The sequence below is a fragment of the Myroides gitamensis genome, from assembly GCF_029894455.1.
GTDB lineage: Bacteria > Bacteroidota > Bacteroidia > Flavobacteriales > Flavobacteriaceae > Flavobacterium > Flavobacterium odoratum.
The window spans coordinates 2887187-2911180 of record NZ_JARYHN010000001.1; the positions used below are offsets into that span (position 1 = coordinate 2887187).

Genomic DNA, 23994 nt, shown 5'->3' on the forward strand with positions numbered 1-23994 from the left:
ATGAAAAAAATCGTATTCTTATTTGCCTTGATTTTGGTTGGATTCACAACACAAGCACAAGAAATCAAGTGGATGTCATTAAATGAAGCTTTAGCTGCACAAAAGAAAGATCCGAAACCTATTTTTATGGATGTTTACACAGATTGGTGTGGCCCATGTAAAATGTTAGATAGCAACACATTCAGTGATGCAAAATTTGCAGAGTATGTAACGAAAAATTACTATGCTGTAAAATTTAATGCTGAAGGAAATGAAACGGTTACCTATAATGGTAAGAAATACAGCAACCCGAACTATGACGCGAGTAGAAAAGGAAGAAATGCAACGCATGAATTAACTTTATTCTTACGTGTACCTGGTTATCCAACAATGGTTATCTTGGATAAGAAAGGAAACTTAGATCAATCGATTGTTGGTTATCATACACCTGTTCAGTTGTTGAGTAAAATATAATCTCAAAGAAATTGAGAAGACCAATATCCCTTTTCGCGTATATCGTGAAAAGGGATATTTCTTTTTAGGCAACTCTGTATTACCTTATCTCGATACCAGAAACTCATAGCACGACCGATAATAACCATTTGGGGCTGATGTAAGGCCAAAACGCGATCAATGTTCACTTGGATGGGCTCACTGAAGTAAATCAGCTCAAAATGCAATTGAAATTGATAATAGAGCATCTCTTTGGAAAGCACCAACAACTTGTGATTCGCATCTATTTGAAACAGATGCTGACGAGGTTTTTTGGCCACTTCCTTAGGTACGTAGTGCTTGCTATATCCTTCCACAACTCCTTTTGTTTGTTCTACTTCTCCAAATACCTGCAATTGCTGTTGGGTATAATGTAGAAACAACGGCTCTTTGCCATGTATTGCAGCAATAATAAATTCATCTTTATTTGCCTTTTGATCCGCAAAGTGAAAACAGCTAATTTGAACAACCATGGCTACTATCCCAAGATAAGCCATTTGCTTGATGCGAGGTTTATACAACACCACTCCTATTCCAACTCCCACCATACACATAGCCATCATTGCTTCCTTAGTAAGATAGAACGAGATAACTGAAAGATTAATCTCATTCAACCCCTGAAGCACCGTAAAAGTAAACTGTATCACTTGCTCCAACATCCATCCCAAAAATTCAGCAATGGAGGTAGACATCCACCCCATACTCAAAAAGCAAAATCCGCCCACTAACACAACTGTAATTAAGGGAATGACAACGAGATTACTGCCTAAAAAAGTCCAAGAAAATGAATTAAAATAGTACAGTTGAAGAGGCAATACACAAAGCTGAGCAATCAACGAAACATAGACTATACCTAAAAAATAATTGACGATATTCGATTGTGTATATCCCTTTTTAAACAAAGGCATCAACCATACAATACTGAGAACAGCCAAATAGCTCAACTGAAATCCCAAATCAAAAAGCCAATAGGGTTCAAACAACAAACTAAGAAAAAAAGCCAAACCAATACTTTCCTTAGTCGGTTGCTTTCTCTTAAACGATTGAGCCAGAATCAGGAGGGTAAACATAAAAACGGTACGGAAAACAGAAGGAGAAAAACCAGCTAGAAAAACAAAAATCCACAAGAGCACCAAGAGTATACAATGGCGATAGCTGGTTCGCAAAAAAGAGGTGATTTTAGATAAAAATACAGTAATCACGCCAATATGTAATCCTGAAATAGCTAAAATATGCATCAACCCCAACCGCTGAAAAGAAGCAACGGTTTGTTCATCCATCTGATTTCGGTTTCCCAACAACAAACTACTCAACAAGGCTTTGCTCTGACTGGACAATTGTTCGTTTTGATCGATTTGCTGTTGGAACGCAGCTCGACCTTGCATCAACCAGGCATATACGCCTTCAGTTGACCCAATATAAATCGAAGTTTTAGTCTTTAGCTGTTTTCCTATATGCTTTCTTTTCATATACGCCTGATAATCAAACTGCCCCAGATTTCCTACAGTCGGAAACGATTGAAAAGAACCAATAGCAGTAAATCTATCCCCTATTTGAGCCAAACTATCCACAGACATCAACAACGCTTGTCCTTCTGTTTGCTTCCCTTCTGTTTGCTTCCCTTCTACTTCTTCAATCACAACAACATAACGCATCGCTTGTCCTTTCGTCTTTTGTTTTTCGACGATGCGATACTGCACAGCATATAATTGCTGATCCGTTACGTTCGGAATATAACTAGCTTGATTGTCCTTCCAATCCGCATAATGCACAACTAGAAAGCCTAAGATAAAACACAACAAATAAAAGACAATCCCTGTTAGGTAGAAGACAACAGGATGAAAAAGCCAATTTTTCTTACTATAGGCACCAACAGCCAGTAATCCAAGTAGCACAACAAAAAGAAGACTCATAGCCATCAGATTACATGCATCTTTAGCCAGAATACCAAACGCTACCGCAGTAGCATAAAACAAAAAAGAGAATTTTAATGGGCTCATACTCTGAGTACATCAAAATTCTCTCCAATTTAAATTAAATCCTTTGATTTAAATATCTTGATCCAATAAAACTCGGTTTATTTGAACAAATCTTCTTTTATAATAATCTTCTTTGGTTGAAGATACAATAACTCCTTTTGTTGTTGAAGAATGAATGAACTTAATTTCGTCATCAATAACCTCTGTAATAATTCCCACGTGGCTAATTCTACTTCCTCTTCCTGTGCGGAAGAAAATCAAATCCCCCTTTTGTGCATCGTTTTTAGAGATTTTATCTCCTACTTGCGCCATTGCACTAGAGTTTCTAGGTAGATTAATTGACGTATCATTAAAAGCATTCATTACTAATCCGGAGCAATCCAATCCACTGCGTGTTGTTCCTCCAAAGCGATAACGAACACCTTCAAAGTCAAAAGCAGCACTTAATACAAGATCAGATACTTCTTCACTCATACTTTTTGACGTACTCATTTCTTCTAAAAGAGCATCTAATTCATTTCGAATCGCATCATCCGTCTTTTTGCTTTCTTTTAAAACAAGCGTTTCTTTCTTTTTACCTGGGTTCTCGACTTCTGCTTGTGCAGCCTGTGTATGACTTGAGCAAAGCAGGCTCAAACCGAATAAAATTGTGGAAAGTATTGTTTTATTTTTCATAGCAAAAAGGGGGTTTTACATAGTCAATCCTAAATTAGAATTTTTAATTATTTCATTAGCGGCTAAATCACTAGCCCCTCGACCGCCTAAATTATGAATTAATTCTTCATAATCCAACAAAATTTTGTCTCTTTTTTCACTTTTGACAATTTTTTCGAATTCTACAGCGATTCTTTTAGCATTACAATCGTGTTGAATAAGCTCTACAACCACCTCATTATCCATAATTAGGTTGACCAATGAAATATATTTCAACGTGATGATTCGCTTGGCAATTTCATACGAAATTGTATTTCCTTTATACAAAACTACCTGAGGTACTTTGAACAAAGCTGTTTCCAGCGTTGCCGTTCCCGAAGTTACTAAAGCAGCATAAGCGACATCCAACAAAGCATACGTATCATTGGTAATAAAAGAGATATTCTGTCCTTTTAGAAATTGCTCATAAAATACGGGTTCCTGTCCTGGAGCACCTGCAATTACAAACTGATATTCTGGATGCTTTTGCACCACAGATAACATTTCGCCTAGTAGTCGTTTAATTTCCTGTTTTCTACTTCCTGGCAATAACGCAATAATTGGACGCTCATCCAACTGGTACTTTTTGCGGAAGTCAACTTTTTCACGACTGCGGAACTCTTCAATTTCATCAATTAAAGGATGTCCTACGAAAGTCACCGGATAATGATGTTTTTTTTCGTAAAAGTCTTTTTCGAAAGGCAAAATCACATACATATAATCTACGTCGCGTTTAATTGCTTTAATTCGATTTTCCTTCCACGCCCAAATTTGTGGTGATATATAATAATGTGTAGGGATTTTGTGTTCCTTTGCCCATTGTGCGATACGCATATTAAACCCTGGATAATCAATAAAGATTAACACATCTGGGGCAAACGCAGCAATGTCCTTTTTACACAAGGAGATATTTTTTAGAATTGTACGCAGGTTTTGTACGACTTCCACAAACCCCATAAAGGCTAAATCTTTATAATGCTTTACGAGTGTTCCTCCCACTTTTTGCATTAAATCTCCGCCCCAAAAACGCATTTCTGCTTGAGGATCTTTGGCATAAATCGCTTTCATCAAATTAGCACCGTGCAAATCGCCAGATGCCTCTCCTGCAATAATGTAATACTTCATCTATAAGAATAGGGTAATTAGCGTTACAATAATCACTGCAAAGATGCAGCCTCTTGCATAATAGTCTTTTCTTCGATTGATAAAAAAGGTAAAAATCCCCAAATTCAACAAACTTCCGATAGCGACAATTCTGCCTAATAATCCTGCTTTTCTAATGAGGTCAAAATTGACAAATAAGTCAAAATTCGTAAACAACCTCAAATAAAGTTCAGCGCCCAATACGGTCAAACCCGAGCCAATTAAAAAGCCCAGAAGAATATCTTTAATTCTATTTCCCATTTATACTAATTCCCAATTATTAATTCTATTAATAGCATGATGTGCAGTTAGATCAAAATGAACTGGAACAATCGAAATAAATCCATTTCTCAAAGCCCATTCATCTGTATCTTCTCCTTTATCTTGGTTGACAAATTCTCCTTTTAACCAATAGTATTCTTTTCCATTTGGACTCAATCGTTTATCAAAATCCTCAATCCAAACCGCTTTCGCTTGTCTACATACTTTAATTCCTTTGATTTCATCTGTTTGTAGTCTTGGGAAGTTAACATTCAATACCACTTCTTTTGGGATGCCTTTTTCTAATGCCTGCGTTGTAATTTTTTTGACAAACGTACGCACTTGCTCAAAATCAGCATTCCAACTAAAATCCAACAGAGAAAAACCAATCGCTGGTATTCCGCTCATTCCTGCTTCTAAAGCAGCACTCATTGTACCAGAGTAAATCACATTGATAGATGAATTCGATCCGTGATTAATTCCTGAAACACATAAATCTGGTTTGCGATCTAGAATTTGACCCAACGCAATTTTGACACAATCAACGGGAGTACCTGAACAAGCATATTCATGTTCTAATTCAGCATCAATCTGAACCTTTTCTAAAGTCAAGGTATTATTAATTGTAACCGCGTGTCCCATTCCAGATTGCGCACTGTCAGGAGCCACCACAACTACTTCTCCTATTTCTTTCATCACATCAATCAAAGCACGGATTCCTGGCGCCGTGATACCATCGTCATTAGTAACAAGTATTAATGGTTTTTGCATCATCTCAAATTTTTAATTACTTTCGTAAAAGTAACAATTATTATGTAAAACATTCCGTTATTTCAGACTTTCTAAACATTAAAACACGTCGATTCGAAGTTGTATGTTGTGATTTAACAAATAATTATCTGCTTACTTAATAATTACTTTGCTTTTTTAACTACTTTAGTTCAAAACTATTTAATGAATACTATTTGGGCATTTATGAAAAGAAATTATAAGGTTATCATTCTTCTACTCGCAGTTTCTGCAGCTTTATGGAGTTTTATACCTAAAAAGGAAACTGAGGATCCAGAAAAAGACCAACTTTTATTAGAGTTAGTCACTTATCTAATGGAGCGTACCCATTATGATCCACCCAAGTTAGACGATAAGTTTTCACAACAAGTGTACAAGGAGTACATCAAGGCACTTGACCCGATGAAACGCTATTTTCTTCAATCTGATTTAGATGAATTTAATAAATACGAACTTTTAATTGATGATATGATTCAATTGAAAGAGCTTTCATTTTTTGATTTAACCTATGAGCGTATTACAGCTAGGATGAATGAGGCTAAAGCCATCTATACAGATGTCTTAGCAGAGCCTTTTGACTATAAGCAAGAGGAATCATTTGATGCAGATTACGACAATATTGAATTTGCTAAAACGCCAGAGGAATTAAAAGACCGTTGGAGAAAACAATTGAAATTGAATGCTTTATCTACACTTACTGATAACATTAAAGTCCAAGAGGGCAAAGATGTTGTGGAAGAAGAAGAGGAAGAAGTAGATGAATATGGCAATACGGTTGAAAAAGCAAAACCAGCTAAAAAGAAAAAAGACGATAAACCGAAAGAAATTAAATCTTTCGAACAATTAGAAAAAGAGGCACGTGAAAGCACTAAAAAATCTTTAGATGAATACTTTGACGCCTTGAATGATTTAGAGCGCAAGGATTGGTTCTCTGTTTATTTGAATTCTATTGTTGAGCGTTTTGATCCGCACTCGTTTTACTTTGCTCCAGAGAACAAAGAAAAATTTGATGCGAGCATGAGTGGTAGTATCGAGGGAATTGGTGCTGTCTTAAGAAAGAAAACAGAAGGTGTTGAGATTAATGAATTAGTACCTGGAGGTCCAGCTTGGAGAGGAAAAGAAATCGAAGTTGGAGATATCATTCTTAAAGTAGCACAAAGTAAAGAGGAAGAACCTATTGATATTGTAGGGGTCCGTCTGGATAATGTGGTAAAATTAATCAAAGGAAAAAAGGGAACAACGGTATACTTGACGATTAAAAAAATCGAAGGGACAATCAAAACGGTTGCCATTACTCGTGAGGTTATTGAGTTTGAAGAAACATTTGCCAAATCGAGTATTATTGAAGATGGAGATAATCGCTATGGAATCATCCAATTGCCGAAATTCTACATCAACTTTGAAAATAAAGATAACCGCAATGCCTTTACTGATGTTCAAAAAGAAATTATTGAGCTGAAAAAACAAAATGTAGATGGTATTATCATGGACTTACGAAACAACGGTGGAGGATCCCTTCAAACGGTTGTAGATATGTTGGGATTATTCTCTAAAGAAGGCCCAGTAGTACAAGTAAAATCATCTAGAGGTAAACAACAAATCTTAGATGATAAAGGAACTCCAATTGTTTGGGACGGTCCCTTAGTTGTATTAGTAAACAATTTCTCTGCTTCGGCTTCTGAAATTTTTGCTGCAGCAATTCAAGATTACAAACGTGGATTAATCATTGGTAGTAAACACACGTACGGAAAAGGAACAGTTCAAAACTTAGTTGATTTAAATGAGTTATTGAAAAAACAACCTTATGGTGATTTGGGTGCCTTAAAAATTACCCTACAGAAATTCTACCGTATCAATGGAGGTTCTACACAACGAGAAGGTGTATTAAGTGATATTGTTTTACCAGACCGCTATTCGTATATCGATATGGGAGAACGCGATATGGACAATGCAATGCCTTGGGATAAAATTGATCGTGCAAACTATACCCCATACAACAATGACTTTACTTCTGTGATCAACAAAAGTAAATCTAGAATTGCGGGTCATGATCAATTCAAATTGATTGATGAAAATGCGAAGTGGATTAATGAGCGTAAAGACGAAAAATCTTTCACATTGAATCTGAAGAGCTACGAGAAAAAACAAAAAGAAGTAGACGAAAAAGTGAGGAAATTCAAGTCGATTTCAAAATACAATAACCATTTAAAATTCTCTTCTTTGCCAAGTGAAATTGAACGTGTAAAAACGGATACGCTTCTAGAGCAAAAAAGAGATAGATGGCACGAGTCTTTAGGTAGTGATGTTTACGTTGAAGAAGGTGTAAAAATCTTAAAAGACATTCAACAGCTAACGAAAGCGCCGAGAAATACGAAAACGTTTTCAGATAAAAAAATATAAGCTACTAGTTTAATGGCTAGAAATAAGAATAGTAACACAAGTATTGCGCTCCGAAAATTCAAAAAAGATTTTCGGGGCGTTTTGTGTTTTTGGATTATCATCTTTTTTCTTTTGGTCAGTGTGTTTGCGTATTTCATCATTCCCGATCAATCGCAACATGCTAATGCAGGGGATTTAGCTATTCGTTCCAAGCATCCAGGATTTAGTACTGCTGTATTGGTTTTTCCAGCTACAGCGTCCACTACGTGGTCCGAATATTGGTTTGGTCGTAAGACACCCAGAGAACAAATTCCGTTGCTTAGCCATCGTATAACACAGGATACCTTATTTTATACGCCTTATACTGAACTAAGTGATTTAGCACAAGAAAAAAAACTAGCTTTAGCCTCTTTCTCAGCAGAAGAAAAAGCAGTCTTAATCCAGCAGAAAACCTTTTGGTTGGGAACAGACAATCAGGGTAGAGATTACTACAGTCGATTGGTATTGGGGTCTCGTGTTTCTATTGCTATTGGCTTCATTGCTGTTTCCATCTCCTTGATTATCGGTATTAGCTTAGGTGCTATAGCGGGATATTACGGCGGAAAAATAGATGCTTTTATCTTATGGGTGATCAACATCTTTTGGTCTATTCCTACACTTTTACTCGTTATTGCTATTACGCTAGCATTAGGTAAAGGATTTTGGCAAGTATTCATTGCTGTCGGACTAACCATGTGGGTAGAAGTTGCCCGTGTTGTTCGAGGGCAGGTAATTAGCGTAAAACAACAGCAATATATCACAGCTGCACGTGCTTTAGGTTATTCGGATTACGCAATCATCACCCGACATATTTTACCTAATTGCATGGCACCTGTCATTGTGATTTCAGCAGCTAACTTTGCTTCCGCTATTTTAGTTGAAAGTGGGTTGAGTTTCTTAGGGATTGGTACGCAAGTACCCACACCCAGTTGGGGCGCCATGATTAAAGAAAATTACAACTATATCTTAGTTGGTAAAGCGTATTTAGCGCTATTACCTGGTTTTGCGATGTTCATCATTGTTATGTGCTTTACGCAACTAGGCAACGCCATTCGCGATGCTTTTGACGTGAGAAAATAGCGCTACTTGACAAGAATATTGCGAATATCAGACTTGTTTCCGTTGTAGATATTTAAGTCGACCTTACCATCAATTCCCTTTACTATTCCTTTTTCTGTAAATTGCCAAAAGTGCCAATCAGGCTTTATTTCTTCCACAAAGAAATTATAATTAGCAATCCAGACAATATGGTCGGGAAACCATTTTTGAAGGTGATTGGTATAATAGTGTTCTCCTGAATATAAAATAGGCTGTACACCGTAATGTTCTTCAATCATTTCCATCCATCGCTTCAATCCTAAAACTAAATTTTCCATGGATTGCTTTTTAGGTAGATCTTCAATATCTAGTACCGGAGGAAAATCTCCTTCTGATAATTTTACGGTTGCAATAAAGTTTTCTGCTTGTTTGATGGAATTTTCATCCGGACGATAATAGTGATAAGCCCCGCGAATAAAGTGATTGGCGCGTGCCCCTTTCCAGTTTAAATCAAAGGCTTTATCTTTTCCATCATCCCCCATCGTTGCGCGTACAAAAACAAATTCCAAAGGCGCACGTTGAGCCACAGAATCTACGGCCTCCCAATCAATAACACCCTGATAATGAGAAACGTCAAACCCAATCATGCGATCCTGATGACGTTGTAATACTTCTACTGTTCTAAAATCAAAAAAGGATTTCTCATCCGCTTCTTTGCGTTGAGCACTAAAAAAGTACTTAATTCCCTCTTGAAAAGTAATACCAAACCACACACCTGCTCCTAGTAAAACCACAACAATACACACCCATTTGATGCGTGTAAATGTTGCATTGTTTTTCTTCTTCTTTGGGCGTCGAGGTGTTGGCTTTCTTCTTGCTGGTTGTTTTTGATTCACAACTGCTATGGGAGAATTCTTTCCAGTTCCGTATTTTGTAGAAGCCATAATTACATTAAAAAGACAAAAGTAAGTATTTTACCCGAACGTCATTCAACTGAATTTACGCTACAGGTGTTTGATCTACTTTCAGTACCGGTACTGGAAGTGCAATATTATTAAGCTTAAATTTCTTGTCTATAGCAAAGCGTATATCACTTGAAATACGATCGTTATCAAACGCATTTTCAATAAAGTAGTACAGAATAAATCGAATGGATGAATCCCCAAACTGGTCGATAAAAACGATCGGTTGAGGATTTTTCAATACCTCTTTATTGTCCTCCACTGCAGAGATTAAAACGGCTTTTACCAATTCTACATCTGTTCCAATATATACACCCACATCAATTCGCGCACGAATAACAGGATCTTCATGTGTCCAGTTGTACACGATATCATCAATTAACTTGCGGTTAGGAATTACAATATCCTTTAAATTTCGCGTTTCCACTATCGTACATCGCAAGTGAATCGCTTTTACACGAGCAACTTGTCCATTCACTTCAATGACATCCCCCATATTCAGGGTTTTATCAAATAGAATATAGATTCCCGCAATGATATCGCGGAAAATATCTTGAAGTGCAAATCCCAATCCAACAAATAGAGCTGCTGAAGTGGTCAAGAACATGCTAATATTCAATCCAACTACATTGAGTATGAAAAAGAACATAATCACATAGATGAAGTAATTAACAAAATTAAATACACTTCTCAATCGCAACGCCACATCAGGAGGTGAACTTTTAATAACCGCCTTGCGCAAAAAGGTCAAACCATATTTGGTAATCAACAAGGTAAAAACGATAAAGAGAATCGTACCTATTGTAATACTCAGTGATTTGCTTGTATAAAGCTCATATTCTAAAAACTTGGAAAGCAGTAGTTTTAAATTCAAAATAAGTCTCTTATTAAGTTAGCTATACTATTTGGACTCGCAATCGTTGAAAAGTCACTTTTATGAACCATCCAATTGATAAATTTAAAGCTTTATAAGAAATATTGAAAGAATTGAGGCAAATAAAAACAAATCTGAATCCATTTTCCTCTTTGCATTAAGGATATACTAGAGAGGAAAAATAGTTTAAATTTTCTTGCAACACATCCGAATTGGATAACACGAGAATCGTATCTAGTTGCTTCTCTTTAAAAACAAGTACGGCGGAGTCCTCAATAATATTCTTATTGTAGAATAATTTCTTATTATCAATAATTAGATTCTCCTTATTGATTGTTTTTAATTCAGACAAGTCCACAAAACGTTCATCATTAGACACGACAAATAATATATCCTCATTATCGATATGCTGAAGCATAAACGCATTCAATGCTTTTTGGCAACTGGGACAACTGCCATCTTCTAACACTAAGATTGCTTTATAGTCTTTTCGTATGTTTAGTGAATCAACTAATAGGGTCTGAATGCGATCATACTTACTAGGAACTGCTTGTTCACAAGCAGCAAACAAGACTAAAACAAACAGGTAAAAACTTATTTTATATTTTGAAAAGGTCATAACTTAAGGTATTGGTTTTATAATTTGGGTTCATTTTACTATTAGAATGGATGAGCAATCCTTCTTTGGTGGGAAACATACTTTTATAAAAATCATATTTTCGATTGTAGAATACTTGTTCATCTATTTTATTCAATGCTTCGTCATAGGTAATAATCGAAAAAGGCCTATTGGTGTATTTTTGTTCTGGATTCTTCTCCACATCTGCACGATGGGCCAATACAACTAAAAACGTATTCCGATACGGATCATAAATAATTTGATTAACCGAAGTTGCATATTCATAATTATAATCTGTAAAATTGACGGTCTTTGCTTTTTCTTTGGTATAAAAAGTAAAACTACCGATCGCCGTATCCGTATACTCAGACTCAATCGCGACCGTTCGTTTTACTTGTAAAGTCTGTCGATCTAGTACATAGATGAGATTAGCCGATCGATCCACAAATAACACTTGATTTTTAGTCAATATAGCCGAAGTATAGGAGGAGAAATGTTCTTCCTTATTTTTCTTTGCCTGTTCCGTTAAATAAGCTGGAGTTAGATTAGAATAAACTAATCTAGTATCATTATCAAGCCCTTCAATCTTACTTAATATTGGTTTATTTTTACTTTCTAACCACCTTAAATCCCGACTACCTCTATTTAAAGTATCTTTAAAACTAAGATCAAGTAAAATTGTCTCTCCTTCAATTCCATCTATACCTATCGTAAAATATGCCTCAAGTGACTTGTTTCTAATATAATAAGCAGTATCAATCTTCTTAACAACATTTGCTAAAGAATCAAGTTTATAAATAAAATGATTTGCATAGTCTAGGAGATAAATATCATTTCTGGTTAATACTTTTACTTGAAATCCGGTTGTATTGGGGATAATTACATGTTCCAAATTCAAGCGATTTACTTCCTTCCCTTTACTATCATAAAAACGCATGGTTCGCGTGCCTAAATTGGTTGTATAGAAAAAATCACCTTCCTCTACATAACCCGACCAATAAGAAGATGAATAGACATCAAAACTTATTGTACGATCATAGGTATATCTCTTTTTTTGCTGCTGTTTACAACTAAGTAAAGCAAGCATTAGGACAATTAAAATAATTTTCTGCATCAGATTTATTTTTGTAGTGGAAGACTGTACATCTTCCACTAATTAAAAATTTACATTTGAATTGGATAAACTCCCACATCCATATCATCTATTATGCGATAGAATCTTACATACTTGGTATTTGTACCCTTATTGAAATCAATGCGAATAGAAAAAAATGCATCTATCGTTCCTTCAACTAACTTGGGTTCGAATGTTTCGAGTGCCACCTCTTTATACCTTGTAAAAAGATCAGCAACCTCTTGTGGATTTTGCTCTAATCTTTCAATAAGTTCTTCTAGTTTCGGTCTTGTAACAATAACTGTTGTATCCGCACAAGCACTGCCCTCACCGCTACAATTACCTCTTTCTGTACTATACCACCCCTTAGCTGGTCCTCCTGCCAATTGAAAGTCTTTATAATCGCTAGGAGATTCATCATTTACTGATGTTTGGTTAACGAGATTCGAATTATTGGATTCTACCTCATGTTCATTAGAACAACTAGTCATAAAAACAATGCTAGCCATAAAAAAGAAAATACTTTTCATAATGTATTGTATTCAGTATTCAACCGCTGTCTCCCGTTTTAATTAGTTTAATAAAAAAACACAAAAACAATACCCAAAAAGTAACCAACACCATTTTTAGTTGAAACATTACACAAAAAACATCCCTATCATTGATTATTTAATAACACACTTCACTCTAAGCTTCTAAAAGCTCCAATAAAAAAGAAAACAAAACACAAAAGGCAAACTTTTCGCCTTTCTAAAAAGAATATAATCATCAAATTATCAACACGATATACAGAATAAAAAGATTTCTGCAAATTCATTCTAGTATGATAAATATCACCTCTTACGCACCATAATTTAGCTATTTTTCGCCCTTTACAACTAAACCTAAACTCGAATGAAAATAAAACCTTTGCATTCCTTTCACATTCCTGTGATGGGGCTCGCTTACACCATTGACAGTCCTGTACGCGTTGCACAATATGGACTAGCTTCCACGTTATCTGTTATGGACGATGAGCTTATTGAACGCATGAATAAATTCTACTGCGAGAAATTCGAATTGCCATACCAAGAGATTACAAAAAAAATTGAAGATTTCAGAGCCAAGCGCATTACTGCCTACCTCAACACATTGGATACCATTGTAAAACAGAAATTCGACCACCTCAAAAAGGATTTACTTCAAAGTAAAAAAAACGTAGAAGATTATATTGATATGTTGCCTACCGTTTCGGATATGCGCAAGCAATTACAAACGTATATTGACGATAAGATTTCCGTAGATAACCTCAAGAATATTCTCGATACCTATCTGACTCCAGGAGATATTGACGTCAATATTATGACGAAAGTAGATCGTGAAAACTTTGACAAAAAAGAACCACTACCAGCTAAATACAACGATGCACATGCCGCTTTACGAGGATTTAGCAACAGTAGTTTAAATTCTTCTGTGGTACTCTCTGCAGGGATGAACCCAAAGTTATTCAGCTATTTTGAAGAATTTGATGCCTTTTACCCAGCACCTGATCAAGCCTTGCAGAAGCGAATCATCTTAAAAGTAAGTGATTATCGTTCTGCCTTAATTCAGGGGAGTTTTTTGGCTAAAAAAGGACTTTGGGTATCCGAATACCGCATTGAATCGGGGTTAAACTGTGGTGGGCATGCTTTTGCTACAGATGGTTATTTACTAGGAGTTATTTTAGAAGAATTCAAAACGAAGCGTCAAGAATTAATTCAAACTACCCACGACTTGATGTGTAAGGCTTTAGCACAGAAAGAACGCTTTGTGCCAGCATTGCCTTTGGAGTTAAAAATTACAGCTCAAGGAGGAGTTGGAACAGCGGCTGAACATCAATTTTTACTTGATTATTACCAAGTAGATTCTGTGGGATGGGGATCACCGTTCCTCCTAGTTCCTGAAGCTACTTCTGTGGATGTTGCTACACGTCAACTTTTGGCCAATGCTAAAGAAGATGATTTGTATTTAAGTCATATTTCTCCTTTGGGTATTCCTTTTAACAACATCAAAGGAACGACAAATGAATTTCACAAAGCACAGCGCATCGCCAAAGATAAAGCAGGAAGTTCATGTCCGCGCAAGTATTTAGCTTTAGATAAAACGCATGATAACGAAGGAATTTGTACAGCGTCACGCAAGTATCAAACCATCGAACTAGCGGCTTTAAAAAGTCAAAAAGAAACACTAACAGCAGCCGCTTATCAACAAAAAATCAATGCCATTACTGAAAAAGCGTGTTTGTGTATTGGATTAGCCAATGCGTCTTTTTTAGAAAATGGCTTGCAAATCAAAGGAGAAGCCCAAGGCGTTGTTATTTGTCCTGGACCTAATATTGCCTATTTCACTAAAGAAGTGTCTCTCAAAAATATGATGCAACATATTTATGGGCGAACCAATATTATAACGGATGATAACCGTCCACATTTCTTTTTAAAGGAATTGCGCATGTATATGGATCATTTTAAACAGGAGAAAAGCCAATTAGAACTGGAATCGACACCTTTAAAAATGAAAAAAACAGAGAAAACCAGAGCGAATTTACTAGCTGGTATTACCTATTATGAAGCTCTATTCGCAGATGATACTGTTTATTTTACGAATCATCAATCGAAGATCCTCGAAGAATTAAACAACAGCAAAATAGCGTTGTTACACGCATAGCCCCCCTAATTAGTTTTTTTTGATTGTAATCAGGTTCTCTTTCTTTGAGAACCTGATTTTTTTTATTCTATTCGTTTTCGTTTTAATTGCTTCCACTATTCGTATACAATTAAAACATTTACACTCAAATACTTACTTATATCACACATCGTCAAGGTATTGCGATTTTTTTTATTTAGTTTTAAAAATAAAAATGCAGCTCGACCCAACCTTATTGACCTTTTCCCTCTATCTGTTGCTTATTTTAAGTATCGGAATCATCGCTTATTTGAGAACCAAAAACTTTTCAGATTACATTCTTGGTGGACGTCGTTTAGGTCCATTGGTAACCGCTTTATCAGCAGGAGCATCAGATATGTCAGGATGGTTGTTAATGGGATTACCGGGTAGTATTTTTAAATCGGGATTAGCACAAAGTTGGATTGCAATAGGATTGCTGATTGGTGCTTATTTCAATTGGCGTCTCGTAGCAGGACGATTACGCGTACATACCGAATGCAATCACAACGCTTTGACTTTACCTGATTTTTTCTTGTATCGATTTGGTACAACGGGTCAAGGGGTTAAAACCATCGCTGCGCTCGCTATTCTTCTGTTCTTTACCTTATACTGTGCCTCTGGTATGGTTGCAGGAGCACAACTATTCACCACGATCTTTCATCTCCCTTACCTCCAAGCTTTACTGCTTAGTGCATTAGCGACCATTATCTATACGTTTATTGGTGGTTTCTTGGCCGTAAGTTGGAGTGATACCCTACAAGCGTCTTTGATGTTATTTGCTTTAATCCTAACCCCTATCATGATTGTTGTTTCACTTGGGGGGTGGTCTGAGATACAAGAACAGATGGAATTGGCTATTCAAACGCATCAAATCGCCTATGCGAACCTCATCCACAACGTCAATTTCATCACCATTGTAAGTGCAGCAGCTTGGGGTTTGGGTTATTTTGGTCAACCCCATATTCTAGCTCGATTTATGGCTGCAGATTGTGCAAAGACGATGCGCAATGCGCGTCGTATCGGTATGACTTGGATGTTATTGTGTCTATTTGGTGCTGTTGCTATTGGTTATTTGGGCATTAGCTATTTTCAAGCCCATCCCAATCAAGCAGCTGCTGTACACAAAAACAACGAAATGATTTTTATTGAATTAATTCACTACCTCTTTAATCCTTGGGTAATTGGAATTTTACTATCTGCTATACTCGCTGCCGTAATGAGTACATTAAGTGCTCAACTGCTCATGGCATCAAGTACATTAACGCAAGATTTTTATCGTTCATATTTTCGACGCAATGCGCATCAACGGGAATTAGTCTGGATGAGTCGCTTAGCCGTTTTACTCATTTCCTCTCTTGCCTTGTATATTGCCTTAGATGAAAACAACAGCATTTTAGGCTTGGTATCACGTGCTTGGGCTGGTTTTGGTGCAGCCTTTGGACCGTTGATTCTCTTTGCGCTATTCTCTTCCAAAACAACGGGAACAGCTGCCTTAACCGGAATCATCGTTGGAGGGCTAACCGTAATCTTTTGGCCCCTTTTCCAAGAACAAGTTTTAGGCGGTGTTATTTTTGGTTATCATGAACCATTATATGAAATTATCCCAGGATTTATATTGAGTACACTGAGCATTTATCTCGTTTCTACTTTTGGTTCACCAGCTACTCCAACGATGAAGCTACAATTTAAAGCTGCTGATGCAAAATATCACAGAGAGAAGTAAATTCGCATTTATACTGTAACAATCCCTTTAACGAATTCAATGACAGCAAGCCAAAGTAAAGCTGAACCAAACAGTACAGCTGCTTGCATGAACCATTCTAACCAAGTGGATTCTTCTGCTTCTTTGATATAAAAATAATTACTTATTCTACAACTAAAGTAGATATGTCGTTTATACTTTTTTAAAGCTATGGTATCTGCAATTTTATACAACAATAGATAAAACAACAACAGTAGAGGACTCAAAACGCTGAGAATTTCATTGTGTTCCCAACCCATTTTAATTTGAAAACACGCATAAATTACTCCAATACTAGACAGAATAAAGAGGGCATAAAAGACGTTCTGTTTTCTAAGATAGCTGTGAATTGGTGAGTATATTAAACTACTCATCATTAGTATAAAAAATACACCCAAAAAAAAGGGTGAAAAATCAAAATAACTATTCATCTATGCTACACAACTTAGTATCTCTAACCTATTACCGTTTCTCAAAAAGTAAATTTAATCTTTCGCTACAGCAATTTTAACTTTCTTATTCTTTAATCGGGTATTTTCTAGTGTACGCAATAAAGGCTTGATTTTAGCGGTACGCACTGCCACAAAAGCTTGTGTATCGCGTACGTCAATTAATCCGATATCCTCCTTTTGCAGGCCTCCTATTTTAATTAAATACCCAACGATATCTACTTTATTGACTTTGTCCTTTTTTCCAGCACTGATATAAATCGTTTTAAAGTCTGTGGTATTGTCGATCTTATATTCTCCTTTCAGCTGCTCAATAGGCATCTCTGGATCAAGAAAGCTATACTCTTCTTCATTGGTAACCATCACATAGGCTTTCCCCGTTGCTTTCATACGCGCAGTTCGTCCATTTCGATGAATAAACGCGTCTTCCTTCTCTGGAATCTGATAGTGAATAACATGTCCAATTTCAGGGATATCCAAGCCTCTAGCAGCTAAATCCGTCGAGATTAGAATATGACAACTTCTATTGCGAAACTTCATCAATGCACGCTCTCGATCCTCTTGTAGCAATCCTCCGTGAAAAGCACCATTAGCCACTCCTTTTTTAGTCAAGGTTTCACTGATTCGCGCTACTGCCTCTCGGTGATTACAAAAGACCAAAATGGTATCCTTTCCAATTTTTCCAATCAATTGGATGACAGCTTCTAATTTTTCTTCTGCTGGACAAACGACTTTACTAAATGTCAACTTGGGTTTGATTTCTTCCGTCTGTAAGAACTTGAGGTTTTTAGGATTGTCAATTCCAGTAAATTCTGGTATTTTTTTCAATGCCGTAGCCGAAGTCAACATGCGAAATTCAAGTCGATCAAAAGAATTAATGATGTAATCCATATCATCTTGAAATCCCATTTCTAATGCTTTGTCGAATTCATCAATCACATAGCTATGTACATTGGCTGTATCAAAAGAATTTTCTTCAATATGAAAAGCCACACGTCCAGGTGTACCAACTAAAACAGCAGGTGGAGAAGCTAGGTTATTTAATTCTGTACGCGTGGAGTGTCCCCCATAACACGCATTGATTTTAAAAGCAGTTCCCATCTTCTTAAACACCGTTTCAATCTGAAGTGCAAGTTCACGTGTTGGCATAAGAATAACGGCCTGTACGCCTTTTACTGCAGGATTTAATCGTTGAACGATAGGCAACAGAAAAGCCAATGTTTTACCAGATCCTGTCGGAGATAATAAAACAATGTTATTTTTTGTTTGCGCGGTTTGAAGGGTTTGAAGTTGCATCTCATTTAGAGCTGCAATCTCCAATTTTTTAAGGATATCAACTTGATTCATGCGACAAAGGTAGGGATTTTGATGGATAGTTTAGGGCGAACTATTTACAGTTTTCTTACTGATTATATTTATTCAATGATCGAATCAAATCTCTGATAAAAATCTCCTCTTCTTTTTGCCTTTTGAGAAAGACACATAAAAAAGAATATACAAAATCTTTCCTTCTATGTTGAATCAAAAATACCTGATACTAAAAAAGCAGTAGAATCAACGCTACTGCTTTTATTTACAATTATAAATTACTAGGCAGGATTTAGAGATGCTACCTAGCGGATTCTTATTTATATCTTTTTATCAAAAACGAATTATACACCCTACCATCTTCAATCAATTGTTCGATAAAACCTTCTTTTGCTAATGCTACTAATTGGTCATTTAATTCCTTTTCATCACTAACAAGATAATAATAGCTATCTATAAAATCTTTCAACTTCATAGCAGTTATTTGATAAGTTAAATCCTCTATGAAACGAGAATAATTAAAATCACATTTTACACCATCTTTCTCTACAAAACATCCTGCTCCATGGTATTGATAGTAGTACCCCTTTATATTACCCCGCTTATAGTTGATGCTACCCTTCGATTTTGAAAATAGTTTATGAATTTCTTGGTATACATCTTCTTCAACCAATCCCAACTCTTTTCTCAATATTCCCTCAAAATCAAGTACAAATTTTCTAAAATCAATGATACTTTGTTTTATTCCCATTTTCAACATTAAGACCAAAATAATATTTTTTCATCTGCTTCATTTAATACTCCCTTTTTTTATTCCATTGTTTTTTATCCAATGATAGTATCAAATCTCTTACAAAAATTTCATCTTCTCTTTTTCTTTTAGCAAAGACACTTAAAATAGTATGTACAAAAAAACCGCTCTCCTCAGGAATAAAATCTCTGTAATTTGTTCCTTCATACTCTATTTTAAATTCTTTGAAGAACTTTACTAAAAACGCTAGGACATCATCCCCATCTAATCCTAAATCAGACAGTGAAGTATTAACTGTTAATTTACTTTTATCATAATTAAGTTCTTCACAGATATAATCTAATACAATATGATAATTTCTATTTTCCATTAATTATATTATTTGTGTATTATAAAGTGTCATTCACACATCTTATGCAAGTAGGCCCCAAAAATTACCTCCTGTTAGTACAGCTACTCCTCCTCCACTAACCGTAGAAAAAGAAACCATTGCAGCGGTATTATCTTTTAAACTATCGCCGTATTTAAAAAACCTTGCACTATTTATTATTCCAAATATAATGCTTTTCACAAAGCTGTAACTCTTTTTAAACGTTGCTAGTGTACATGTATCACCTTATGATTAATCTTATACAAAGTTGAAAGTACCCACATAGCAAATGTAAGTTGAATAGGAAATACCTGATACTAAAAAAGCAATAGAATCAACTCTACTACTTTTATTGGTTATTATAAATCGTTATTGGGGATCAAACCACGCTTTTCGTTTAGCGACTTCAATCATATGTCCAACTGTAATAGGTGTTTTTTGAACGTATTTCTTTTCAATTCTTTTTGGAAAAAAACCTAAAAACAAAGCATCCAAAAAAGCTAATTTATAGAAATACTTATCGAGATCAACATCAAAACAGCTAGATTCCTCTATGTCAAATTCAACTAAAAAATCCTCAAAAATCATTATAGCATCTTCTCGGTCTAATTCTATCGTGTTAATAACCTTATCTAACACATTCAACTTATCACACAAATCCCACTTATTAAAAAAATCAATAACTTTAGTTTCTATTAATTCCATAACCATTTAATTACTCATTAATCCTCCAGTACCTGCAGCAGTTCTCGAACCACCAAAAATCAAAGTATTTCTTCCCATAAAAGAGGACCAATAATGTGTTCTACCAACACCATAAACTGAAAGATAAGGGAGTCTTTTTATGCGACCACCAAATAAATTTATCTCTTTAGCTCCTAAAATCGATTTATAATATACAGATGATTGTAGCGTTCCTCTCGAGGTATCCCTTCCAAAAACTTTCAATAGTAAATCCTTTTTTTGATAATACTTTAACTCCCATTTTCAGTTCATATGCTCCCGTAATTACATTAAATGCATCCAACACAAAATCAGTTAATCCCATTCTAACCCCCTGTGGGCCAACCATATTTATTTTAAATCCATTATCCCTTAATACTTGTCCTAATTCTCCTTTGGGGGTTGCCAGAACTTCTTCACCATCTACAAAAATTTTATCATAATCATCCTTCGTTCTTTCAACTTCGACTGTTTTATCTTTGGTATTAATTCTAACATTTTCCTCTGTTGTCATTTTATGCACCCCATGATTCAACATACTCACGTAAAAAGCAGTTGCAGCTCCTTCACGGAAATTACCTCCTGTTAGTACAAATACTCCTCCTCCACTAACCGTAGAAAAAGAAACCATTACAGCAGTATTATCTTTTATACTACCTCCGTATTTAAGAAACCCAGCAGATAGCAAACTACTGATTGCTGCAGATGAAAAGGAAGACCCAAATTTACCAAATACTATTTTGTATAAAAAAACCGATCATCAACACCATTCCCTTCATGATCTATTACATAAACATATTCTCCAATTTCTCTATCTTCTTTTCCTAGTAGTGTAAGAAATACTTCTATTGTGTCATCGGCTGTATTCTCATGAAACCAAAAAATCTGGATCTCTTTATTTTGCATTGTAATATCTGTAAAATATATTCCTAGATCTTCTTGAAGTTCATTTTCTATAGATTTATTATCAGGAACATTAATTAAATATCTAAATCCTTCTCTTGCTTCATCATAAAGTCTATCCATTTCTTCTGCACTTGGCATATTAAATAGTTTTTTACTCATCATATCAATTAAAATTTATTTTCGCATTAATCAAAAATTTCAAAAAAATATATTCTATCTTCAATGTAGTTTCCTTGCATATCCTCGAAATATAGAAATTCTCCTAAAAGAATACCTGAATCTCCAAAAAAATAAATTGTTATACATACTTTATAGTTTTCATTGTCTCTATTTAACCAAATCAAAGTTATTCTAGTATTCTTAAAACGTAAATCATTAATATTTTTCAAATATTTTGGTTCTATTTCATCTCCTATTTTTTTAATGTTTTCAGGCTGTTTAATCCAAATATCTATAAAGTTTATTGCCTTACTATATAAGGCTTTTATATTTTCTTCATTCATACTATTTATCTGTTCTTTTTATGAGTCATTGGTGTTTCAAAATATATATACCCATTTGCATTACCATAAATTCTAAGATCTATTACATAAACATATTCACCTATTTCTTCTCCTTCTTTTCCTAGAAGTATAAAAAACACTTCTATCGTATAATCGGTTGTATTCTCATGAAACCAAAAAATAGTAATTTGATTATTTCTTATCTTAATATCGTTAAATCAAATTCCAAAATCTTCTCTTAATTCATCTTCAAGCGATTTATTATCAGGAACACTTATCATATATTTGAACCCTTCCTGTGTTTCATCGTAAAGCCTATTCATCTCCTGTGCACTTGACATATCATACAATTTCTTTGTCTCCATATTCAATTCTTATATATCATATTAATCAAAAATCTTAAAAAAATAGATTTTACTATTAATCTGATTCCCTTCCATGTCTTCTACATAATGAAAATCAACTAATTCGACATCTCCTTGCCCTAGAAAGAAAACACGTACACTTATGTTATACTTTTCATAATCTAATCCTGACCAAATTAAAGTTATCGTGTCATTTTTAAATTTTAAATCTTTTAGACTTTTTAAATATTTGGGCGCAATTCTATTGGTTATTTTTTTTTGATTTTCCTCATTCTCTAGCCAATCTTCAATGGCTTTTCTAGCTTTACCATATAAAGCTTGCATATCTTCTATGTTCATTTTATTTTTTAAAACTATGTCCTCATTACAGCAGTATTATCTCCTTAACTACCTCCGTATTTAAGAAAACCAGTGGACAACAAACTATTTATTATTCCAAATATAGTGCTTTTCATAAAGCTGAAACTCTTTTTAAACGCTGCTAGTGCACATGTATCACCTCATGATTATTCTTCTACAAAGTTAGAAGTACCCACACATCAAATGTAAGTTGAATCGAAAATAACTAATACTAAAAAAGCAGTAGAATCAACTCTACTGCTTTTATTTACAATTATAAATTACTAGGCAGGATTTAGAGATGCTACCTAGCGGATTTTTATTTATACCTTTTTATCAAAAACGAATTATACACCTTCCCATCTTCAATCACTTGTCCGATAAAACCTTCTTTTGCTAATGCTACTAATTGTTCATTTAATTCCTTTTCATCACTAACAAGATGATAATAGCTATCTATAAAATCTTTTAGTTTAAATGAATCAATACAGTAGGTTAAATCTTCTGTAAACCGAACATAATCAAAATCGCATTTTACACCTTCTTTCTCTACAAAACATCCTGCTCCATGGTATTGATAGTAGTACCCCTTTATATTACCCCGCTTATAGTTGATGCTACCCTTCGATTTTGAAAATAGTTTATGAATTTCTTGGTATACATCTTCTTCAACCAATCCCAACTCTTTTCTCAATATTCCCTCAAAATCAAGTACAAATTTTCTAAAATCAATGATACTTTGTTTAATGTCCACCCTTAAATTATTTTTAATATTAAAATAAACCTTGATGTATTTGATCTATTGAATCTCCAAATTGTTGCATTCCTTTTTGAGCATTAAATTTTACAACTTTTAAAGATTTATTCGCTTTAATTGCAACTTGGGTTCTGTGATGCCCATCTAAAAGATTTGTTACCTCAAAAGCAACTTTATCCTTTACCTGAAAATATTGCCTTACGCGTTAATTCCTTTTAAGAACCTGCTCAAGTTGAAAGGTTGCATTTTCTTTTATTATAGAATCGTCATAACTTTGTAATAACTCCAATTTTTGTATTGCTTCCGGTGTATTGATTGCACTTAAAGCCCACATGCATTTTTTCGCCAAAGCCCTCATCTCATCATAATCAGGAATATTAATAGCAACTTCGTACAATTTATCTACACTCTTAGCATCTTTAATTAATTCAAGGGTGCTTACAATATCCTCTTCATACATATGCCATTTCTCATCTAAAAGATGTAGTAAAATATCGGTATAATCACTATCAGCTCCATCATTATAAATAATAGCTAGGGTAGCAGCTAATCCTTTTTCATTTTTATTTGCAACATTTTCTTTAAGTAAAGAAAATGTCTCTTCTTTAAATCGTAAACGTTGACCACTAGGAAACTGCTCCCAATAATTATCAAAATAATCGGTTCTATCTAATAGACCTTTATAAAATTTCCAAAAATCAAACATTACTTAATTGCTTTAAAACTATTTATCCAAGGA

The 23994-nt window shown here is 34.9% G+C and carries 28 protein-coding genes; 5 read left to right on the forward strand and 23 right to left on the reverse strand.

The genetic code is table 11. From position 1 onward, the window contains the following. Positions 1–453 (forward strand): thioredoxin family protein, encoded by a 453-nt coding sequence (locus tag M2306_RS12750; RefSeq protein ID WP_115092345.1) that lies wholly within the window; start codon positions 1–3, stop codon positions 451–453. Between the two features lie 2 nt (positions 454–455). Here the strand turns inward: M2306_RS12750 and M2306_RS12755 are convergent, their stop codons facing one another. From M2306_RS12755 to surE, 5 genes are read right to left on the reverse strand one after another with little or no spacing between them, the layout of a single operon-like run. Next, positions 456–2471 (reverse strand): ComEC/Rec2 family competence protein, encoded by a 2016-nt coding sequence (locus M2306_RS12755; RefSeq protein ID WP_259187674.1) that lies wholly within the window; start codon positions 2469–2471, stop codon positions 456–458. Between the two features lie 48 nt (positions 2472–2519). Beyond that, entirely contained in the window at positions 2520–3125 is a 606-nt protein-coding gene (locus M2306_RS12760; protein WP_002989512.1) for a C40 family peptidase, read from the reverse strand. A 15-nt stretch (positions 3126–3140) separates the two neighbouring features. Next, the gene (gene lpxB, locus M2306_RS12765; RefSeq protein WP_259187673.1) at positions 3141–4268 is read right to left on the reverse strand and encodes a lipid-A-disaccharide synthase; all 1128 of its coding nucleotides are present in this window, start codon (positions 4266–4268) and stop codon (positions 3141–3143) included. Next, entirely contained in the window at positions 4269–4547 is a 279-nt protein-coding gene (locus M2306_RS12770) for a hypothetical protein (protein ID WP_115092342.1), read from the reverse strand. Then, on the reverse strand, positions 4548–5318 hold the full coding sequence (surE, locus tag M2306_RS12775; protein WP_181816752.1) for a 5'/3'-nucleotidase SurE: 771 nt from the start codon (positions 5316–5318) through the stop codon (positions 4548–4550). A 183-nt stretch (positions 5319–5501) separates the two neighbouring features. Here surE and M2306_RS12780 point away from each other — a divergent pair, with 183 nt between their 5' ends. Then, complete coding sequence (locus M2306_RS12780) at positions 5502–7736, forward strand: carboxy terminal-processing peptidase (protein WP_310503454.1); 2235 nt, start codon at positions 5502–5504, stop codon at positions 7734–7736. 12 nt (positions 7737–7748) lie between these two features. Continuing rightward, positions 7749–8834 (forward strand): ABC transporter permease, encoded by a 1086-nt coding sequence (locus tag M2306_RS12785; protein ID WP_259187671.1) that lies wholly within the window; start codon positions 7749–7751, stop codon positions 8832–8834. 2 nt (positions 8835–8836) lie between these two features. Here M2306_RS12785 and M2306_RS12790 read toward each other — a convergent pair whose 3' ends face one another. From M2306_RS12790 to M2306_RS12810, 5 genes are all read right to left on the reverse strand, one after another. Beyond that, on the reverse strand, positions 8837–9736 hold the full coding sequence (locus M2306_RS12790; protein ID WP_002989493.1) for a glycoside hydrolase family 25 protein: 900 nt from the start codon (positions 9734–9736) through the stop codon (positions 8837–8839). A gap of 55 nt (positions 9737–9791) precedes the next feature. Beyond that, positions 9792–10628, reverse strand: a complete 837-nt coding sequence (locus M2306_RS12795; RefSeq protein WP_115092339.1) for a mechanosensitive ion channel family protein — start codon at positions 10626–10628, stop codon at positions 9792–9794. A gap of 157 nt (positions 10629–10785) precedes the next feature. Beyond that, a complete protein-coding gene (locus M2306_RS12800; RefSeq protein WP_259187670.1) occupies positions 10786–11247 on the reverse strand; it encodes a hypothetical protein in 462 nt (153 codons plus the stop codon). Further along, entirely contained in the window at positions 11228–12361 is a 1134-nt protein-coding gene (locus M2306_RS12805) for a DUF4221 domain-containing protein (RefSeq protein ID WP_259187669.1), read from the reverse strand. The genes M2306_RS12800 and M2306_RS12805 overlap by 20 nt, the downstream gene beginning before the upstream one ends. Before the next feature lie 50 nt (positions 12362–12411). Then, positions 12412–12891 (reverse strand): hypothetical protein, encoded by a 480-nt coding sequence (locus M2306_RS12810; RefSeq protein ID WP_259187668.1) that lies wholly within the window; start codon positions 12889–12891, stop codon positions 12412–12414. Positions 12892–13255: 364 nt separating this feature from the next. On the opposite strand from M2306_RS12810, the gene M2306_RS12815 reads away from it, so the two are divergent. After that, positions 13256–15043 carry a hypothetical protein gene (locus M2306_RS12815; RefSeq protein WP_259187667.1) on the forward strand — a complete coding sequence of 596 codons (1788 nt, stop codon included), beginning with the start codon at positions 13256–13258 and terminating at the stop codon, positions 15041–15043. A gap of 193 nt (positions 15044–15236) precedes the next feature. Continuing rightward, on the forward strand, positions 15237–16766 hold the full coding sequence (putP, locus tag M2306_RS12820; protein ID WP_259187666.1) for a sodium/proline symporter PutP: 1530 nt from the start codon (positions 15237–15239) through the stop codon (positions 16764–16766). Positions 16767–16774: 8 nt separating this feature from the next. On the opposite strand, the gene M2306_RS12825 is transcribed toward putP, so the two are convergent. The 13 genes from M2306_RS12825 to M2306_RS12885 all read right to left on the reverse strand — a co-directional run bounded on the left by M2306_RS12825 (position 16775) and on the right by M2306_RS12885 (position 23961). Continuing rightward, entirely contained in the window at positions 16775–17161 is a 387-nt protein-coding gene (locus M2306_RS12825) for a hypothetical protein (protein WP_259187665.1), read from the reverse strand. A gap of 108 nt (positions 17162–17269) precedes the next feature. Beyond that, a complete protein-coding gene (locus M2306_RS12830; protein WP_259187664.1) occupies positions 17270–18580 on the reverse strand; it encodes a DEAD/DEAH box helicase in 1311 nt (436 codons plus the stop codon). Between the two features lie 277 nt (positions 18581–18857). Continuing rightward, positions 18858–19292, reverse strand: coding sequence for a DUF6896 domain-containing protein (locus tag M2306_RS12835; protein ID WP_259187663.1), 435 nt, complete (start codon positions 19290–19292; stop codon positions 18858–18860). Positions 19293–19335: 43 nt separating this feature from the next. Then, complete coding sequence (locus M2306_RS12840) at positions 19336–19662, reverse strand: DUF1493 family protein (protein WP_259187662.1); 327 nt, start codon at positions 19660–19662, stop codon at positions 19336–19338. A 42-nt stretch (positions 19663–19704) separates the two neighbouring features. After that, the gene (locus tag M2306_RS12845; RefSeq protein WP_259187661.1) at positions 19705–19863 is read right to left on the reverse strand and encodes a hypothetical protein; all 159 of its coding nucleotides are present in this window, start codon (positions 19861–19863) and stop codon (positions 19705–19707) included. A 168-nt stretch (positions 19864–20031) separates the two neighbouring features. Next, entirely contained in the window at positions 20032–20367 is a 336-nt protein-coding gene (locus tag M2306_RS12850) for a hypothetical protein (RefSeq protein ID WP_259187660.1), read from the reverse strand. A gap of 184 nt (positions 20368–20551) precedes the next feature. Beyond that, entirely contained in the window at positions 20552–21016 is a 465-nt protein-coding gene (locus tag M2306_RS12855; protein WP_259187659.1) for a hypothetical protein, read from the reverse strand. 104 nt (positions 21017–21120) lie between these two features. After that, positions 21121–21453 carry a hypothetical protein gene (locus M2306_RS12860; protein WP_259187658.1) on the reverse strand — a complete coding sequence of 111 codons (333 nt, stop codon included), beginning with the start codon at positions 21451–21453 and terminating at the stop codon, positions 21121–21123. A 23-nt stretch (positions 21454–21476) separates the two neighbouring features. After that, positions 21477–21794, reverse strand: a complete 318-nt coding sequence (locus tag M2306_RS12865) for a hypothetical protein (RefSeq protein ID WP_259187657.1) — start codon at positions 21792–21794, stop codon at positions 21477–21479. A gap of 218 nt (positions 21795–22012) precedes the next feature. Further along, the gene (locus M2306_RS12870) at positions 22013–22159 is read right to left on the reverse strand and encodes a hypothetical protein (RefSeq protein ID WP_259187656.1); all 147 of its coding nucleotides are present in this window, start codon (positions 22157–22159) and stop codon (positions 22013–22015) included. A 21-nt stretch (positions 22160–22180) separates the two neighbouring features. After that, complete coding sequence (locus tag M2306_RS12875; RefSeq protein ID WP_259187655.1) at positions 22181–22498, reverse strand: hypothetical protein; 318 nt, start codon at positions 22496–22498, stop codon at positions 22181–22183. 319 nt (positions 22499–22817) lie between these two features. After that, the gene (locus M2306_RS12880; RefSeq protein ID WP_259187654.1) at positions 22818–23252 is read right to left on the reverse strand and encodes a DUF6896 domain-containing protein; all 435 of its coding nucleotides are present in this window, start codon (positions 23250–23252) and stop codon (positions 22818–22820) included. A 208-nt stretch (positions 23253–23460) separates the two neighbouring features. Then, positions 23461–23961: a HEAT repeat domain-containing protein gene (locus M2306_RS12885; protein ID WP_259187653.1), complete on the reverse strand. Its 501-nt coding sequence runs from the start codon at positions 23959–23961 to the stop codon at positions 23461–23463. Positions 23962–23994 lie beyond the last annotated feature (33 nt).